Annotated in this window: 19 protein-coding genes and 1 tRNA gene; 5 read left to right on the forward strand and 15 right to left on the reverse strand. The window is 29.9% G+C overall.

The annotated features are described in order from the left end of the window. The 3 genes from udk to ACQ629_RS10970 form a co-directional block, all read right to left on the reverse strand. Entirely contained in the window at positions 1-606 is a 606-nt protein-coding gene (udk, locus tag ACQ629_RS10960) for a uridine kinase (RefSeq protein ID WP_483707217.1), read from the reverse strand. Between the two features lie 102 nt (positions 607-708). Then, a tRNA-Thr gene (locus ACQ629_RS10965) sits at positions 709-782 on the reverse strand. Positions 783-1,180: 398 nt separating this feature from the next. Then, entirely contained in the window at positions 1,181-1,411 is a 231-nt protein-coding gene (locus ACQ629_RS10970; protein WP_058884388.1) for a hypothetical protein, read from the reverse strand. 498 nt (positions 1,412-1,909) lie between these two features. On the opposite strand from ACQ629_RS10970, the gene ACQ629_RS10975 reads away from it, so the two are divergent. Then, positions 1,910-2,515 carry a DUF1684 domain-containing protein gene (locus ACQ629_RS10975; protein ID WP_483704880.1) on the forward strand — a complete coding sequence of 202 codons (606 nt, stop codon included), beginning with the start codon at positions 1,910-1,912 and terminating at the stop codon, positions 2,513-2,515. A 32-nt stretch (positions 2,516-2,547) separates the two neighbouring features. On the opposite strand, the gene ACQ629_RS10980 is transcribed toward ACQ629_RS10975, so the two are convergent. From ACQ629_RS10980 to ACQ629_RS10995, 4 genes are all read right to left on the reverse strand, one after another. After that, positions 2,548-3,252 (reverse strand): crotonase/enoyl-CoA hydratase family protein, encoded by a 705-nt coding sequence (locus ACQ629_RS10980; RefSeq protein ID WP_483704882.1) that lies wholly within the window; start codon positions 3,250-3,252, stop codon positions 2,548-2,550. Between the two features lie 2 nt (positions 3,253-3,254). After that, positions 3,255-3,626 carry a fluoride efflux transporter CrcB gene (gene crcB / locus ACQ629_RS10985; RefSeq protein WP_483704884.1) on the reverse strand — a complete coding sequence of 124 codons (372 nt, stop codon included), beginning with the start codon at positions 3,624-3,626 and terminating at the stop codon, positions 3,255-3,257. Positions 3,627-3,694: 68 nt separating this feature from the next. Further along, complete coding sequence (locus ACQ629_RS10990) at positions 3,695-4,672, reverse strand: DoxX family protein (RefSeq protein WP_483704886.1); 978 nt, start codon at positions 4,670-4,672, stop codon at positions 3,695-3,697. Between the two features lie 16 nt (positions 4,673-4,688). Further along, positions 4,689-5,234: a DUF1599 domain-containing protein gene (locus tag ACQ629_RS10995; protein WP_483704888.1), complete on the reverse strand. Its 546-nt coding sequence runs from the start codon at positions 5,232-5,234 to the stop codon at positions 4,689-4,691. An 80-nt stretch (positions 5,235-5,314) separates the two neighbouring features. Here ACQ629_RS10995 and folP point away from each other — a divergent pair, with 80 nt between their 5' ends. Beyond that, positions 5,315-6,136 (forward strand): dihydropteroate synthase, encoded by an 822-nt coding sequence (folP, locus tag ACQ629_RS11000; RefSeq protein ID WP_483704890.1) that lies wholly within the window; start codon positions 5,315-5,317, stop codon positions 6,134-6,136. A gap of 34 nt (positions 6,137-6,170) precedes the next feature. Beyond that, positions 6,171-6,953: a diadenylate cyclase CdaA gene (cdaA, locus tag ACQ629_RS11005; RefSeq protein ID WP_483704892.1), complete on the forward strand. Its 783-nt coding sequence runs from the start codon at positions 6,171-6,173 to the stop codon at positions 6,951-6,953. Positions 6,954-7,000: 47 nt separating this feature from the next. Here cdaA and ACQ629_RS11010 read toward each other — a convergent pair whose 3' ends face one another. From ACQ629_RS11010 to truA, 3 genes are all read right to left on the reverse strand, one after another. Then, positions 7,001-7,447 (reverse strand): hypothetical protein, encoded by a 447-nt coding sequence (locus ACQ629_RS11010; protein WP_483704894.1) that lies wholly within the window; start codon positions 7,445-7,447, stop codon positions 7,001-7,003. 66 nt (positions 7,448-7,513) lie between these two features. Further along, a complete protein-coding gene (locus tag ACQ629_RS11015) occupies positions 7,514-9,229 on the reverse strand; it encodes an ABC transporter ATP-binding protein (RefSeq protein ID WP_483704896.1) in 1,716 nt (571 codons plus the stop codon). 50 nt (positions 9,230-9,279) lie between these two features. After that, entirely contained in the window at positions 9,280-10,014 is a 735-nt protein-coding gene (gene truA, locus ACQ629_RS11020; RefSeq protein WP_483704898.1) for a tRNA pseudouridine(38-40) synthase TruA, read from the reverse strand. A gap of 136 nt (positions 10,015-10,150) precedes the next feature. Between truA and ACQ629_RS11025 the strand changes: the two genes are divergently transcribed. Continuing rightward, positions 10,151-10,645, forward strand: a complete 495-nt coding sequence (locus tag ACQ629_RS11025; protein ID WP_483704900.1) for a metallophosphoesterase family protein — start codon at positions 10,151-10,153, stop codon at positions 10,643-10,645. On the opposite strand, the gene ACQ629_RS11030 is transcribed toward ACQ629_RS11025, so the two are convergent. The 4 genes from ACQ629_RS11030 to ACQ629_RS11045 form a co-directional block, all read right to left on the reverse strand. Then, on the reverse strand, positions 10,631-12,433 hold the full coding sequence (locus tag ACQ629_RS11030) for a tetratricopeptide repeat-containing sensor histidine kinase (RefSeq protein WP_483704902.1): 1,803 nt from the start codon (positions 12,431-12,433) through the stop codon (positions 10,631-10,633). The genes ACQ629_RS11025 and ACQ629_RS11030 overlap by 15 nt on opposite strands. Positions 12,434-12,440: 7 nt before the next feature. Continuing rightward, positions 12,441-13,100, reverse strand: a complete 660-nt coding sequence (locus ACQ629_RS11035; protein ID WP_483704904.1) for a hypothetical protein — start codon at positions 13,098-13,100, stop codon at positions 12,441-12,443. A gap of 256 nt (positions 13,101-13,356) precedes the next feature. Further along, entirely contained in the window at positions 13,357-14,007 is a 651-nt protein-coding gene (locus ACQ629_RS11040; RefSeq protein ID WP_483704906.1) for a response regulator, read from the reverse strand. Positions 14,008-14,233: 226 nt separating this feature from the next. After that, positions 14,234-14,671, reverse strand: a complete 438-nt coding sequence (locus ACQ629_RS11045; RefSeq protein ID WP_483704908.1) for a DUF4293 domain-containing protein — start codon at positions 14,669-14,671, stop codon at positions 14,234-14,236. Between the two features lie 196 nt (positions 14,672-14,867). Between ACQ629_RS11045 and rho the strand changes: the two genes are divergently transcribed. Further along, positions 14,868-16,547 carry a transcription termination factor Rho gene (rho, locus tag ACQ629_RS11050; RefSeq protein ID WP_483704910.1) on the forward strand — a complete coding sequence of 560 codons (1,680 nt, stop codon included), beginning with the start codon at positions 14,868-14,870 and terminating at the stop codon, positions 16,545-16,547. 49 nt (positions 16,548-16,596) lie between these two features. Here rho and ACQ629_RS11055 read toward each other — a convergent pair whose 3' ends face one another. Next, positions 16,597-17,145 carry a 5-formyltetrahydrofolate cyclo-ligase gene (locus ACQ629_RS11055; RefSeq protein WP_483704912.1) on the reverse strand — a complete coding sequence of 183 codons (549 nt, stop codon included), beginning with the start codon at positions 17,143-17,145 and terminating at the stop codon, positions 16,597-16,599. Positions 17,146-17,147: the final 2 nt, after the last annotated feature.

Below are 17,147 nucleotides of genomic sequence, written 5' to 3' on the forward strand. Positions count from 1 at the left end.
TTATAAGCGATCGCTAATTACGGTTCTAACAATATCTATAGCTACAGTGTTATATCTATCATTCGGAATTATAATATCAGCGTAGTTTTTTGTTGGTTCAATAAATTGTTGATGCATTGGTTTTAGGGTACTTTGGTATCTGCTTAAAACTTCATCAATATCTCTTCCTCTTTCTTTAATATCTCTACGAACTCTTCTTATAAGGCGCTCATCAGCATCGGCATGTACAAAAACTTTTATATCACAAAGGTTTCTTAGTTCTTTGCTGTTAAAAATTAAAATACCTTCTACTATAATCACTTTTCTTGGGTGTGTTTTTATCGTGTCCTTGGTTCTGTTATGAGCTACAAACGAATAAATAGGTTGTTCTATTATTTTACCACTCTTTAAATCGCTTAAATGTTTTACAAGTAAATCGAAATCTATAGCCCTAGGATGGTCAAAGTTTATCTTTGTGCGTTCTTCATAGCTTAAATTATCGGTTTGAGCATAATATGAGTCTTGTGATATGATGCATACTTCATCTTGAGGAAGCTCATTAATTATTTGATTTACTACGGTTGTTTTTCCACTTCCAGTTCCGCCAGCAATACCGATTACAAATATGTTTTTCATTGAGTTTTATTAAGATGAGTTGTTAAAGCAAATTTAATGAAATATGTGCATAAAAAAAGCGCTAACTTAAGTTAGCGCTTTTTATTTTTATTGAGCCGATGGAGGGACTCGAACCCACGACCTGCTGATTACAAATCAGCTGCTCTAGCCAGCTGAGCTACATCGGCTTGTTGCCTTTAAAAGCGATGCAAATATATAATGTTTTTTGAATCTGCCAAAAGTTTTTTTTGATTTTTTTAAGAGATTTTTTAGGCTTTTTTTTTGTAGTTAATTAACCGTCTGATTAACATAAAAATACGATTTTTTTATTACTCAAAATAAATAAATATTTTATTTAAAATAATAACAGAAAGTAATTTTTTTCTTTCTTAGAGTGAGAAAATTGTTTTTTCGAGAGAGAAATGAAGTTTCTATTAAAACTTAGAGCGTAAAAATAAAAAAAAGCTCTAGTTTTAACTAGAGCTTTTATCAAGAATAAATATTATTAAGAATAGTAAATTATGAAAAATACTATTCTACCTATAGTAATAAACGAATAATAACGTTGTTTATTGTTGTAATAAGTTTATGCAGTTAAAGGTTTTCCTTTTAATCTTTTTTCAATTCGTTGCTTTACAACTGTTAATCGCTTCATAGCATCCATTAGGGCGCTATCTTTTGTTTCTTTATATACTTCGTTTATCTCTAGTATTAAAGATTTTACCTCTCTTGAAGCTAATATTCTATCACTAGTAGTAATAAATTTGAATTTTCTGTGCTCAAATTCGTCTGCTTTACTAATTAATTCTGAATTCATAAAATACTTACTTATATTTAATTATATTATCTTTTAGATTTTAGTCTGGTAATTGATTTTGTTTTACACAAAATTGTAAAATCATAAAGTAAAATGGGCGACAAATATATATTAATCTTTTTGTTAACCTATAATAAAACAATCAAATTGTTTTATTTATTTATAATTTTTCTTTATATAGTTCATTAAAGCTTAATTCTTGCTTTTATTTCAATCATAGACGGTATCTGTTGAGTTAAATATAATAATTTTTAATTGATAAATCAAATTTATTAGTAAAGTTTTAACAGATTAGGCCTATTTGGCTGATGATATCATAGTTTTTATATATGTTTTGTGTAATGAAATATTTATAAAGAACTAAAGTTGCTTATTTTTGTTAAAGAATGTTTTCTGTTGGTCTCAGAGTTGTAAAAAATTGTAGATATTTTGATTTCATATGTTTTGTACAATGCTACTAATAGAAAACATATATTAGGTAATAAAATTATAAATTAAATGAGAAAAAATTTATTAATAATTCTTGTAGTTATTATATATTCATGTAATAGTCAAGAGAAAAGAAAATTGTTAGGAGTTTCTGATTTTCAAAAAGAAATGAATGTTAAATTTAAAGATGCTTCTAAGTCGCCACTAACAAAAAGAGATTTAAAAAAATTTGAAGGACTAGATTTTTTTAAAATAGAAGATAAATATAAGGTGGTAGCCAAATTAACAAAAACACCAGATGCGCCTAGTTTTAGTTTTTCAACAACAACAGATAGGGTAGCGGTATATGAAAAATACGGTATAGTTTCTTTTTCGATTGATGGAGAGAATTTCGAGTTAGCTATTTATAAAGATGAAAACCCAGAGCCAATATATAAAGACAATTTATTTTTGCCTTTTTTAGATAATACAAATGGAAAAACATCGTATGAAGGAGGTCGATTTATAGATGTTTTAATTACTGATGAAAAAAATGATGGTACAATTAGATTAGATTTTAACAGAGCATACAACCCATATTGTGCTTACAGTAATCGATATTCGTGTCCTATTACTCCAAGAGATAATTACTTAAATACAGAAATAAAAGCCGGAGTTATGGCGTATAAGAAGTAAAACAAGAAAGCCTGCTAAATGCAGGATTTCTTTTATTTTGTAGGTGGATGCAATCCGTCTTTAATGTCTTGTTCAATAGCTTTTTCTAATGAAGCTAAATAATTTTTTCTAACTTTTAATTTAGTAGCTGCATGTGCTTTCGGGTTTAATGAAGCAAACATTTCGGCAACTTTAATAGCTGTTGGTAATAAATGAGTTTCAGGAACAACTTTATCTAAAAACCCAGCTGTAACAGCATCTTTAGGATTGTAAATTTCAGAATTATTTACACTGCGTTCAAAATAAACAGGCGCTAAACGACCTTTGGCTATTTCAATACCAGCATTGTGCATGGTCATTCCTATCATTACTTCGTTTAAACCTATTTTAAAATCACCTTCGGTACCAAGTCTATAATCCGCAGAAAGTAGTAAAAAAGCGCCTTTGGCAATTGCATGCCCTGTGCAAGCTACAATTATAGGGAAGGGAAAAGATAACATTCTATGTGATAGTTTAGATCCTTTAGTGACTAATTCTAAAGCCGATTCAGGAGAAGCGGTCATGCTTTTTAAATCATAACCAGCAGAAAACATTCCTTGTTGGCCAGTTAAGATTATGATCTTTTTTTCTTGCTCAGCTTTATCTAGTAGCGTGTTTAAAGAGTTGATTACTTCATGTGATATCGCATTTACTTTACCGTTAGAAAGGGTAATGATTGCATAGTTGTCTTTTGATGTATATTGTACTAATTCGCTCATGTTTAAATAAATTTGATAAGGTAGATTCCGGCAAAAACAGCTAAAAAACCTACAACAAAACTTGCAATTGTGTATAAGGCAAAAGAGGTGAAATCTCCAGATTTTAAAAATATATGATTCTCATATACAAAGGTAGAGAAGGTGGTGAAACCTCCACAAAAACCTGTTGCTAGTAATAACGTGCTGTTTTGAGACAGGGCTTCATTTTTAGCAGCTAAACCTAAAATAAAACCGATAAGTAAGCTTCCAATAATATTTGCGGTAAAGGTTCCGTAAGGAATTCCTGTTTGTGTGTTGTTTAAAGTTTTTCCTATTAAGAATCTTAAAACACTTCCAAAGCCACCTCCAATAAAAACCAATAATAGTTGTTTCATGTCTTTGCTAAAATAATAAAACCTCACATAATTGCGAGGTTTTATTGTATGAATATTATGAGGTATTGTTATTTTAAAGTAACATCATCTGCGTCGGTCCAATTCCATTTTCCTACTATGGTACCTTTTTCAACTGTAACAATTCCTGGATTTGCTCTTATAACTGTTTTTAAAGCGGTTTCATCACAAAACCCAAAAGTGTATGGTAAGTTAAATTCTTTTTGTGTAGCAGCTAAGTCTTCAATATAAGAGGCTGTTAAAACATAAACTTCATAGCCTTTAGCTTTAGCTTTAGCTGCAGTTTTTGAAATAGCGCTAATACCTTCTTTTTCTGTTTTTTCAAAATTATACATAATGATAAGCATTGCCTTTTCTTTGGCTAACATATTTTCTAATTGATCACCATTTTCATCGGTTTCAATCATAAAGTCATGAATAGGCGGTACTTCGTCACTGTCTTCCTGGTATTTCATGCCTTCAGCAATATCTGTACCTATTGAATATGCTCTGAAATCGATAATTGGCAAATGATTTAACACATAATAAGTAATAAATAATGAGATTAATATTGTTCCGTAAGTTTTTATAGCGCTAAGTTTCTCAGAAAGTAAAGGTTTAATATGTTTTAATCCGAAAATTAAAATCACAATGAAAACCATAAACACAACATTCTTGTAAAAAGTTTCTTTAGGCGTAAGCTTTAAAGCATCACCAAAACATCCACAGTCTGTAACCTTGTTGTAAGTGTAAGAATACCATGTTAAGAATAAGAAGATTAAGTTAAGGCCAAAGATACTCCATACTGTAATTTTTGGTTTGTAGCCAACAATAAGCATTACCCCTAAAACCAATTCAGAAATAATTAAAAGAATGGCAAAAGGCAAGGTGTAGGGAATTAAGAACTCCATATTTAAAACACCTTCACTAAAGTATTCTTGAAATTTATATTGAGAGCCAATCGGGTCTACTAACTTTACAAATCCTGAGTAAATGAATAAAAGCCCTACTAATACTCTTGAAATGTGTGTAAAAATTTTTAAAATCATTTTTTGGGGTTTAAGGTTAACTGTCTAATTCTGAATGATGAATCAATGCAAAAATAGCATAATTAATCATATCTTGATAATTTGCATCAATTCCTTCAGAAACTAAGGTTTTTCCTTTGTTATCTTCAATTTGTTTAACGCGGAGTAATTTTTGAAGAATTAAATCGGTTAAAGATGAAATTCTCATATCTCGCCATGCTTCACCGTAATCATGGTTTTTATTTTCCATTAATTCTTTGGTGATTTGTATATGTTTATTATATAAAGAAGTGGCTTGGATAGTATTTAAATCTGGTTGTTCAGCAACTCCCAACTCTAATTGAATAAGTGCCATTATAGCGTAATTAATTATTCCTATAAATTCCGATTTTTCTCCTTCATCAACCATACGCTTAGTGTTTTCTTGTAACTGTCGTATGCGTTGTGCTTTTATAAATATCTGATCAGTTAATGAAGGAAGTCTTAATATTCTCCATGCACTACCATAATCGCTCATTTTTTTTGTAAACAAATTACTACATTCCTCTACTACTACATCATATTGTTTGGATGTGTTTTGCATCTTTTTTATTTAAAAGTAATCCATCAAAAATAGTAAATATTAAAAGCTTTTCATTTATTTTTACTTAGAAATTTATTATGATGACAATTAATTGCAAAGAAACATTAATCGATCTTACTTTTCCAAAAGTAATGGGAATTTTAAATATTACTCCAGATTCTTTTTTTGACGGCGGAAAATACAAAGATAAACATGCAATTCTTAGTCAAACAGAGAAAATGTTACGAGAAGGAGCTACGTTTATTGATGTTGGAGCATACTCGTCTAGACCAGGCGCAAAGCATGTTTCTGAGGCAGAAGAGCTGCAAAGAATAGTGCCGGTAATAAAATTATTGGAGAAGAATTTTCCTGATATTCTTATTTCGGTAGATTCTTTTAGAAGTACTGTTGTAAGAGAATCTATAAATGCGGGAGCATCAATAGTAAATGATATTTCAGGAGGTAAATTAGATGATAACATGTTTGCTACAGTTGCAAGTTTACAGGTGCCTTATATTATGATGCATATGCAAGGAACCCCTCAGAGCATGCAGTTAAATCCTGTTTATGAAAATGTAGTAACCGATATAATTTTATTTTTTGCAGAGCAGTTGCGTAAACTTCGCAAATTAAAAGTAAATGATGTTATTATTGATGTGGGTTTTGGTTTTGGAAAAACAACTGAACATAATTACGAGCTGTTAAAAAAGCTATCGTTGTTTACGAATTTAGAAGTGCCAATTTTAACAGGTATTTCTAGAAAATCAATGCTTTATAAGCTATTGGATGTTTTACCAGAAAAAGCATTAAATGCAACTACAGTAGCTAATACAATTGCTTTATTAAATGGAACTAATATTTTAAGAGTTCACGATGTAAAAGAAGCTGTTGAGGCAGTAAAGATTGTAGAACAATTACGATAAAATGATTACATTTACTAAAACTTCAAAATAATTAATGAATTTGGATTTTATCGATTTTTCGTTTCTCGATGTACTTGATATTATTTTAGTAGCTGTGCTGCTTTATTATATTTATAAACTACTAAAAGGAACCGTAGCCATTAATATTGTTATAGGAATTGCCTTGATATTTTTAATTTGGAAAATAACACAAGCCCTTAATATGGAAATGTTAAGTGGTATTCTCGGTTATTTATTGTCAGGAGGTGTTATTGCATTGCTTATTGTATTTCAGCAAGAAATTAGAAAATTTTTATTGATGATAGGAACTACTAATTTTTCAACAAAGCGAGGTTTTTTAAATCAATTAAAATTTTTAAAGACTGAAATAAATTCAGAAACTGATGTGGAAACAATTTTAAAGGCATGTAAAAGTATGTCTAAAACACGAACAGGCGCTTTATTGGTTATTGAAAAAACAAACAACCTTGATTTTTTAATAAATACAGGCGATAAAATGAATGCCTTGGTAAACGAAGCTATTTTAGAAAGTATTTTTTATAAAAATAGTCCATTACATGATGGGGCAACTGTAATTCGTGATAATTTTATTATTGCAACTCGTGTGGTTTTACCTGTTTCTGGTAGTACAAGAATACCATCTCGGTTTGGGTTAAGGCACAGGGCAGCTATTGGTGTTACCGAAAAAACGGATGCTATATGTTTATTGGTTTCAGAAGAAACAGGAGAAATATCATATATAAATAATGGTGAATTTATATTTTATAAAACAGCTGAAGATTTATTTTTAAGATTGCAAAAAGACTTGGCATCATAAAAAAAGCTCGCAATTGCGAGCTTTTTAATTCTTATAAAAATCTAAAATTATTTAGCCGGAGCCATTTTAGATTGTATAGCAGTCATAACAGAGTTAAATTTCTTTGTTCCTTCAGCATCTAAAGTAGCAACTATTTCTTTCCCTTTTTTAGCTAATTCAACACTTTTTTTAGCTAATTCAGTATTTTTTAATACATCCCCTTTAGCGTCAATATAGTTTTTAGCGTATTCAGAATATGACTTTAAGTATTCGCCTACTTTAGGGTCTTTAAATTCAGGAATAGTTATTCCTTCAAAAGCAGATTTTACAGCTTCAGTAGTCTCTTCAGCTACAGCTTCAACTTCTTCTACAGTCTTAGTTGCAGCGTCTGTGGTTTTTTCGGCAGCAGTATCTAAAGCCTCAATAGTGTTTTCTTTTGCGTCTTTTACTTCTTTTTTACAAGAGGTTACTAGCAAAGCACCAGCAACACACATAGTTAAAATTACTTTTTTCATCGTTTTACTTTTTTAATCGGGTTAGTTTAAGCAAATGTATTCTTTTAACAAATCTAAACAAACTAATTACGAGATATTTTCAGCACTAAATTGCTTTTCGTATAAGTTTTTGTAGTAGCCATTATTTTTTTGAAGTAACTGATTATGATCGCCTTGCTCAACAATTATGCCTTTATCCATAACAATAATAGTATCTGCTTTTTTTATAGTTGCTAACCGGTGTGCAATTACTATAGAAGTTCTACCTTTTGTGATTTCATCGGTAGCATGTTGAATCATTTGTTCTGAATGCGTATCTACTGATGATGTAGCTTCGTCTAAAATTAAAATACTTGGTTTGCTAACATAAGCACGTAAAAAAGCGATTAATTGACGCTGACCAGAAGAGAGCATTCCGCCACGTTCTTTAACATTATACGAGTAATTGTTAGGTAAGGTCATGATGAAGTCATGAATGCCAATTTGCTTGGCTGCTTTTTTTACATCTTCTAGAGAAATGTCTTTATTTTTTAAAGAAATATTATTAAAAATAGTATCAGAAAATAAAAACACATCTTGTAAAACTACGGCAACTTTTTCACGTAAAGCATTAATTTCATAATCTTCAATAAGAACATTATCTAGATAAATAGCACCGCTATCTATTTCATAAAAACGATTTATTAAATTTATAATAGTCGATTTTCCTGCTCCTGTGGCGCCAACAATAGCAATAGTTTCTCCTTTTTTAGCATTAAAACTAACGCCTTTTAAAACTTCTTCGTCCTTAATGTAACTAAAACGGACGTCTTTAAAGCGAATGTTACCTTGTAATGATTCAGTAGTAATTGTTCCGCTTTTAGTAATAGAACTTTCTGTATCAATCACATTAAAAACTCTTTCTCCAGCTACAATTCCCATTTGTAGCTGATTAAATTTATCTGCAATTTGACGAAGCGGCCTAAATAACATTTGAGACATTTTAATGAATCCGATAATTGCACCTACAGAAACAGCGCTGTCTTCAATAACTTGAAGACCTCCATACCAAACAATTAATCCGATGGCAATAGATGATAGTATTTCGGCTATTGGAAAAAATATTGAATAATACCAAACCGTTTTTACATGTGCTTTTTTATGCTTCTCGTTAATACCAACAAAATTTTGATATTCAATATTCTCACGGTTAAAGAGTTGCACAATTTTCATTCCCGTTACTCTTTCTTGCACAAATCCGTTAAGATTTGCTACTTGATTGCGTACATCTTGAAAAGTGGATTTTATGGCTATTTGAAAAATCTTTGTAGCATAAATTAAAACAGGTAAGGTTGCTAATGCTATAATGGCTAATTTCCAGTTGGTATATAACATTACCATTATAACAATAATCATTTTTAAAACATCACTTATAATCATAAAAACACCTTGCGTAAAAAAATTAGCAATTGTTTCAATATCAGAAACAACTCTGGTTACTAATTTACCCACAGATGAATTATTAAAATAACTCATTTTAAAAGATAATATCTTCCTGAATGTTTTGGTTCTAATATCTCTAATAATATGTTGACCAACCCAGTTAGCATTATAAATAAAACTAAATTGAAACAATACTTGTACTAATAGTACGGCAAGCATTGCTATAGTATAGTATAGTAATCTTGTTAAATCTTTATTCGCTACAAAATCATCAATAGCTGCCATTAAAATAACCGGACTCATTACGGCAAAAATAGCTAAGAGTATTGTTGATGTTGCTGCTACAATAAATCGTGTACGGTAAAGTTTTGCAAAACTCATAAGCCTTACAAAAATTTTAATATCAAATGCTTTTCCTGTTGTTTTACTCACTATATATAATCGTATTCTACTTTTGTTAAAAATAATCCTTTTGCAGGTACAGATGTTCCTGCGTTACTTCTGTTTTTGCTTTCTATAATTTTTTTAAAATCCTCAATAGTAGTTTTACCTATTCCAATATCTATTAACGTGCCTACAATTGCTCTTACCATGTTTCTTAAAAAACGATTTGCGCTAATATGAAACGTTAATTCGCTACCGTTTAAAACCCAAAAAGCCTTTGTAACATTACAATTAAAAGTGTAAACTCCTGTTTTTACTTTCGAAAAACATTCAAAATCTTCATATTCATATAATATTTCAGCAGCTAGGTTCATTAAATCAATGTTTAATTTTTGATTGTATAATTGCCAAGATGTGTCTAACGAAAACGGATTTCGACCAAGCCAAATTTTATATTCATAACTTCTGCTACTTGCATCAAAACGGACATGTGCATCATCATGAACTAATTTAGTATTGTAAATTACAATATCATCCGGTAAAATAGCATTTAATCTAAATGCAAAGTTTTCTGATAAAACAATATCGGTATCAAAATGAGCAAACATTTGCGATGCATGTACACCTGCATCTGTTCTGCCAGCACCCGTAATTACTGTGTTTTTTCTTAAAACGGTGCTAATAGCATTGTTTATTTTTTCTTGTACAGAAATTGCATCAGGTTGTATTTGCCAACCATGATAATTTTTTCCTTTATAAGCGAGTTCAATAAAATACCTCAAAAAACAATGAAATTTAAAAGGGCTAAATTATGAAATATTAGACTGAGTTGTTATGGCTATTTAAAGAAATATATATTACATATATTTTAAAATATTAAGAGTTGTTTTATAGGGCCTATTTAGTAGTTTTGTGGTAATGAAAAAAATACTATTACTTTCTGATACCCATAGTTATATTGATGAGCAAATATTAAAGTTTGTAAAGCAAGCTGATGAGGTTTGGCATGCTGGTGATATAGGTGATTTAAAAGTTACTGATACTTTAAAAAAGTACAAGCCCTTACGGGCAGTTTATGGTAATATAGATGATAATGATGCTAGGGCAGAGTTTCCTTTAGATAATAAATTTATAGTTGAGGGCGTTTCTGTTTGGATTACTCATATAGGTGGATACCCAAATGCATACAAACCAAGAGTAAGAGAAGCATTGAAAATAAGTTCACCCAAAATATTTATAAGTGGGCATTCGCATATTTTAAAGGTGCAATACGACCAGAAATTTAATTTACTACACTTAAATCCTGGTGCGGCAGGAAAACACGGATTTCATAAAGTAAGAACAATGCTTCGTTTTGAGCTAAGTGCAGGCGATATTACAAATATGGAGGTTGTAGAGTTAGCTCACCGATGATAACTTAAATGATTTTTTTTCCTGAACGGGAATAGTGATAGATATTTTGGTTCCTTTATTTTTTTCTGAATCAATACTAAATCTACCGTTCATCATTTCAATTCTTGCTTCTATTTGGTTTAACCCGATGCCACTATTTTTAAAAGAAGAAGATGAGGTTGAAAATCCAACCCCATCATCATTAACAAGAATAGTTAGTTGATTCTTCTCTTGTTTTATAATTATTTGTGCATAATTAGCTTTACTATGTTTTAAAATATTGTTAGCAAGCTCTTGAATGATATTAAATACTTTTATTTCGAATTCTTGATTGTATCTGTAGATGTTAAGGGCGGTAACTTCAAATTTTAATTCACTGTTAGAAAATTTTTTAGCCACATCTTTTAAGGCGTATTCTAATCCGAATTTTAGTAATATAGAAGAGATAAGGTTATGTGATAAATCCCTAACCTTTTGTGATGCTTCTAATATAATGGATTGTGTTTTTTCTATTTCTAAAGGAGTAACACCTTTAAATTGTTTTTTGGTAGCGCTTAAATGCATATTTGCAGATGATAGTAAAGCGCTAACATTATCGTGCAGCGTTTCAGCGATTAGCTTTCGTTCAGATTCCTTACCGTCTATAGTTGCATTTAGTATTTTTGTTTGAGCATCGGATTTAATCTTTTCAATACGTTGTTGTTGTTTTAAGTTGTTTTCAGATAATTTTAACTGCAGGTTTTTTTGACGCAACTTATAATTATATACCACTACACCAGAAATAATAATAACTAATAAACTTAAGGCACCAAAAAGTAAAGTAGTTTTGTTGTCTTTAGCTTTAATTAACTCAGTCTGATGTTTAACTAACAAAGCTTTTTGCTGTTCTAGGTTTTCTTTATGTTTATTTTCTGTCTTTAGAAGGATGTTTTTTATTTCAGTCTTCCTAAGACTATCTCTAATATTGAATGATTTGTCAAGGTAATTATATGCTTTGTAATTTTTTTGATTATACATAGCCCATGAAATATTGTCATAAAATACTTCTTTGTATTTTAAAGACTTATTGTCTTCGTGGTTTTTAATAAGGTATATAGCTTTTAAATATTGTTTTCGAGCCTTTTCATATTGTTTCTGTTCTAAGTAAACATTTGCCAAGCTGGCTATAGAAGCAGCTTCTGAAGCTTTATTCCCAATTTTTTTTTTAATTTTTATAGCTTTGAGGGCATACTCTTCTGCTTTATTAAAATCATCATAATAAAGGTTAGATAAGTTATTAAAAGCTTTAGCTTTAACAAGTAATTGATTCTTCTTTAGAGAGTTTAAATTAATTATTCTATGATAATAATATTTAGCACTGTCATTATTATTCAAATTATGAAAAGCAGACCCTATTTTAAAGAGTAGGTTGATTTTAATTGAGTCTACTCTAGAGGATAAAAAAATTCCTTTACTCTCTATAGTCTTATCTGAATAGCAAAGAGCAAGGGATTCTTTATAATAACTTAATGCTTTTTTATAATTACTATTTTCTTTAAAAATATCTCCAATTAAATCATTTGTCAGTAAAGGCAGTCCATATACATCTTTTTCATTACAATAATTTATAAAAAGTAAAGCTTTCTTTAGTGATTTAGAGTATTCTTTGCTTTCATAGAGAGTTTTTATTAGGTTGAATCGAGCTATGTCAATTTTATTAATACTTTCATGTTCTTCACTATTTTTTTCACCGACTTGAGCATAAGTAGTTTTAAAACAGCTGAAAATTGCAAAGGTAAATAGAAAGAAAAGTTTATATTTATAATACATATTTTAATTAAAGTATTCCCTCAATTATAGGTCTAGGTCTTTTTTCAACTATGGTTTCTTCCGATTTAGCATAGTATTTATGATTAACAAAGTCAATCTTTAGTAAATTAGATATATTCATCTCTAATTGTCTCGAAAACTCCTTTTGTTTTGCTTTTCCATTAGCTAAATGTACTTCATATGTTTCAATATCTTCGTTGTAAATAAATTCTGTAGTAACATTGTCATTAACTTTAAAGTTAAGTGTAAATGTGTCATCTTCATTTTTTGTTATGCTATAAGAATTTAAAAATTCTGTAACACGGCCTTTGTAAAACTTAATATTTTCATCTTCAACTGATATTTGTATACGCTTCCCTTTTTCAGCTTCTAAAAAACCTATTTTCAATTGATTTTCTTCAATATTAAAATTATTGCTGTATTTGCTTGCTGTTTTGTGTTCTGCTTCGGATAAAATAATCTCATTAGAATTGTCAATGTTTTTAACAGTAGCTACATCTGTGTTTTCTTTAGTATTAAAATCTATAGAATAAGCACCGCTAGCATCTCTTTTTAATGTATATGATTGTAATAAGTTTTCTGGAGTAGTAGTTGCTAAATCTTCATTTGTTGAACACGAAACTAATATTAAGCTAAAAACTAATAGGTAGGGGGTTAATTTGTTCATGATTTATGATTTTAAATTATTTTTTAAGGTTTAAAATAAGCGATGTACTTTAAATAAATGAATTCCAATTAGCATTTAATTTTATAAGGTAAAGAGAACAATATAAAAGGTTTTCTATTTTATGTTATTGCTAACACATACATCGCTAAAAATTAGTTTAATTAGTAGTTGTTAGCGATGTACTATTAATAAGGTATAGATTTCGGGGGACATTTTCTTCATTACGGGGGATTAAAGAAAACATTTTGAAGGGTTTCTATACTATATTGTTTCTAACAGCGTACATCGCTAAACCTACTATATTTTTTACTTTTAATTTTTTATATAAACTTCTACGATATGTTTCAACCGTTTTAATACTAACCAATAGATGTTCTGCTATTTCAGTAGAGCTTTTTTCTAAGGCTATTAATTTTAATACTTCAACTTCTCTTTCAGTTAGGTTGTCATGTTTTAAACCTGTTTCTTCTATTTTAGCTTCAGCTACATATAGCTCTAGCAGGTTGGTTTTTATATCATCACTAAAGTACTGTTCTCCTTTATAAACACTTCTAACAGCATTAATAATATGCTCACTGGCACAAGTTTTATCTATATAGCCATTAGCTCCTAGCTGTATCATTTCTTGCACTAGTTTTGTGTCGCTTAAGCCAGATAGAATTATTGTTTTTATTTTTACATTACGTTGTTTAAACGTTTTTAAAACTTCAATTCCATCCATTTCAGGCATGTTAATGTCTAAAATGAGAACATCAGCTACGTTTTTTGTAGACCAATCTACTACTTGCTTTCCTGTTAAAGAATAACCTTCTATTTCAAAGTCATCTTCAGTATTTAATAAGGCGATAACTCCATCTATTAAGATTTTATGGTCATCGGCTATATGAACTTTAATCTTGTAATTCATTGTTGTTGCGTTTACAAATCTATAGTATAAAAATAGTGCGTACAATACCCAATAACCCTATTTGTTGTCTAAGGGTTAACCCTAGCGAAATAGGGTTAACCCTATTTTCTTTAACGTTTCTTTAACATTTTAAGTGTGGGGCGAGTAAGTTTGATATTAGACAAAAATAGAAAACCGAGATATAAATCTCGGTTTTTTTCGCACTAAATATACTAAGATGTTAGGTTTATCGTAATCTATCTACAGATTTTACAAGATCTTCATCCTTCTTAATGGCTTTATTTGCTAAAACTAACAGCAAAATAACAATGACAGGAAAAAACATCCCAATACCCTTCTCAGAAACTAAAGCTTCTCCAGATAATGTTTGTGACAGATATATCAATATGCCTAATAAAAAAAGGTTTATCAATATGTTTAAGCGCCCTAAAACAAATTGTAATTGTCGGTTTTTAAATAAAAACAAAGTTACAATAGATAATAAGGCTGAAGTAAAAAATAATACCGGAGTTGTTTTCTCTAAAAAAGAAGCCCCTGAAAATAAATCTATTATATATATAGGTAAATCGGTTTGAGACATAGTCCAAAGACTAAATGTAAATGTTAAACCTGCAGAAATAATTCCTGCAATTAATAAATATATAGATTGTTTTCTTTGTATCATGTTTTTTATTCGATAACAAATGTAATATTTCTTTTTTTAAAAAGAAATATTACAAGTTAAAATATTTGCATATATTTGTCCTGTAACTACACATGCCGATAATTATATAGTTCCTATATAATTACAATCAAATAAAACTTAAATACATTACATCCTTTTTTCTTAAAGGATTATATATAACTTAATTATTTTACGAATGTTCGAGATTTCGGAATTAAAAACTAAAAAACTAATAGATTTACAAGCAATTGCAAAAACCATCGGTTTAACAAAAGTAAGTCAATTAAAGAAATTAGATTTAGTTTATAAAATTTTAGATGCACAAGCTGAAACTAGTGCAAATGAAGCTAAACCTATAGAGGAGAAGCCAAAAAGAAGAAGAATAGAAAAGTCTGAAGAAGCTCCAAAACAACCAAAAGAAAAAGTTGTTAAAAAGGTAGAGGTCAAAGCGGAAAAAAAAGAAACTCCAGTTGTTCATAAAACTGAAGAAATTAAAGCTGAAACGGAAGAGCAAGTATCTGAAGAAAAAGAAGTTGTTGAGGTTAAAAAACAAGCTCCAAGACCAAGGCCAAGGCCAAGGGCAGAGGTAGAAGCAAAGAAAAAAGCTTCAAGTCCTGAGCAGCAAGCAGAACCTAAAAAGCAAACTACACCAAGACCAAGAGCACAGGTAGAAGCAGGTAAGAAGCCGCAGCATAAAAATCAGAATACTAAAAAATCACATAATAAAAGTAGTAATAAGTATAGAGATCCTGATTTTGAGTTTGATGGAATCATAGAAAGTGAAGGGGTATTAGAGATGATGCCTGATGGATATGGTTTCTTGCGTTCATCTGATTATAATTATTTATCATCACCTGATGATATTTATGTATCTCAATCACAAATAAAATTATTCGGATTAAAAACAGGAGATACCGTTTTAGGTAATGTACGTCCGCCAAAAGAAGGGGAGAAGTATTTTCCTTTAATTAGAGTATCAAAAATAAATGGATTAAATCCTAATATCGTTCGTGATCGTGTATCTTTTGAGCACTTAACGCCGTTATTTTCTGAAGAGAAATTCAACTTAGCAGAAAGAGGAAGTTCTTTATCTACAAGAATTATTGATATATTTTCTCCGATAGGTAAAGGGCAGCGTGGTATGATTGTATCGCAACCAAAAACAGGTAAAACAATGTTATTAAAGGATGTTGCCAATGCAATTGCAGCAAATCATCCAGAAGTCTATCAAATTGTTTTATTAATCGATGAAAGACCAGAAGAGGTTACCGATATGAAGCGTAATGTTCGTGGAGAGGTAGTTGCTTCTACTTTTGATGAACCTGCAGATAAGCATGTTCGTGTTGCAAATATCGTTTTAGAAAAAGCAAAACGTTTGGTGGAATGTGGGCACGATGTGGTAATTTTATTAGATTCAATTACGCGTTTAGCAAGAGCTTATAATACTGTTGCACCTGCTTCAGGTAAAATATTATCTGGTGGTATTGATGCCAATGCATTACATAAGCCAAAACGTTTCTTTGGTGCGGCTCGTAATATTGAAAACGGAGGGTCGTTAACAATTATAGCTACAGCACTTACGGAAACTGGTTCGAAAATGGATGAGGTTATCTTTGAGGAATTTAAAGGTACTGGTAACATGGAGTTACAGTTAGATCGTAATATTTCTAATCGTAGAATTTATCCGGCTATTGATTTAATTAAATCAAGTACGCGTCGTGATGATTTATTATTAGACGAGAAAACAGTACAACGTATGTGGGTGTTGCGTAAATACTTAGCAGATATGAATCCTGTTGAAGCAATGACATTTATTAATGATAGAATTAGAGTTTCTAAAAATAATGAAGAGTTTTTAATTTCTATGAACGGATAGTTCACTGAAATATAATTTATAAAAAATCCCGCTGCAAAGCGGGATTTTTCTATTTAGGAACAATAATTTGATGTAAAGGAACGTCAAATTTATGCGTATCTTCTATTGTTTGTATTGGAGGAAAAAAATTAAGACCAATTGTTTTGGTATCTTTTCTGCAAGCCGCTAAAAATCGATCATAAAATCCTTTTCCGTAGCCAACTCGGTATTTTTGTTTATCAGAAATTAGCATAGGAACAAATACTAAGTCGATTTTTGTTACCGCAACTTCTTCTGCATTTATAGGCTCTGGAACGCCAAATTTATTTAGAGCAATTTTAGTGTCTTCTTTTAGATAAAAATGAGAAAGTGAATCATCCTTAAAATTACATCGGCTAACAATAATTTTTTTATCCTTTTTTCTAAGAAAATTGATAATCGGTTGCGTGTCTATTTCATTAAATTTTCGCATCGATAAAAACAAATGAACATTATTAATACCATTGAAATCTAAATCGAAAATTTGCTGATATAGACTTTCTTGAAATTTTGTTTTTTCAACTACAGTTAACTCTTTTCTCTTTTGTTTGTATAATTTTCTAAGATCGGATTTTAGCATTT

It is taken from the genome of Tenacibaculum sp. SM2510, from assembly GCF_057002845.1.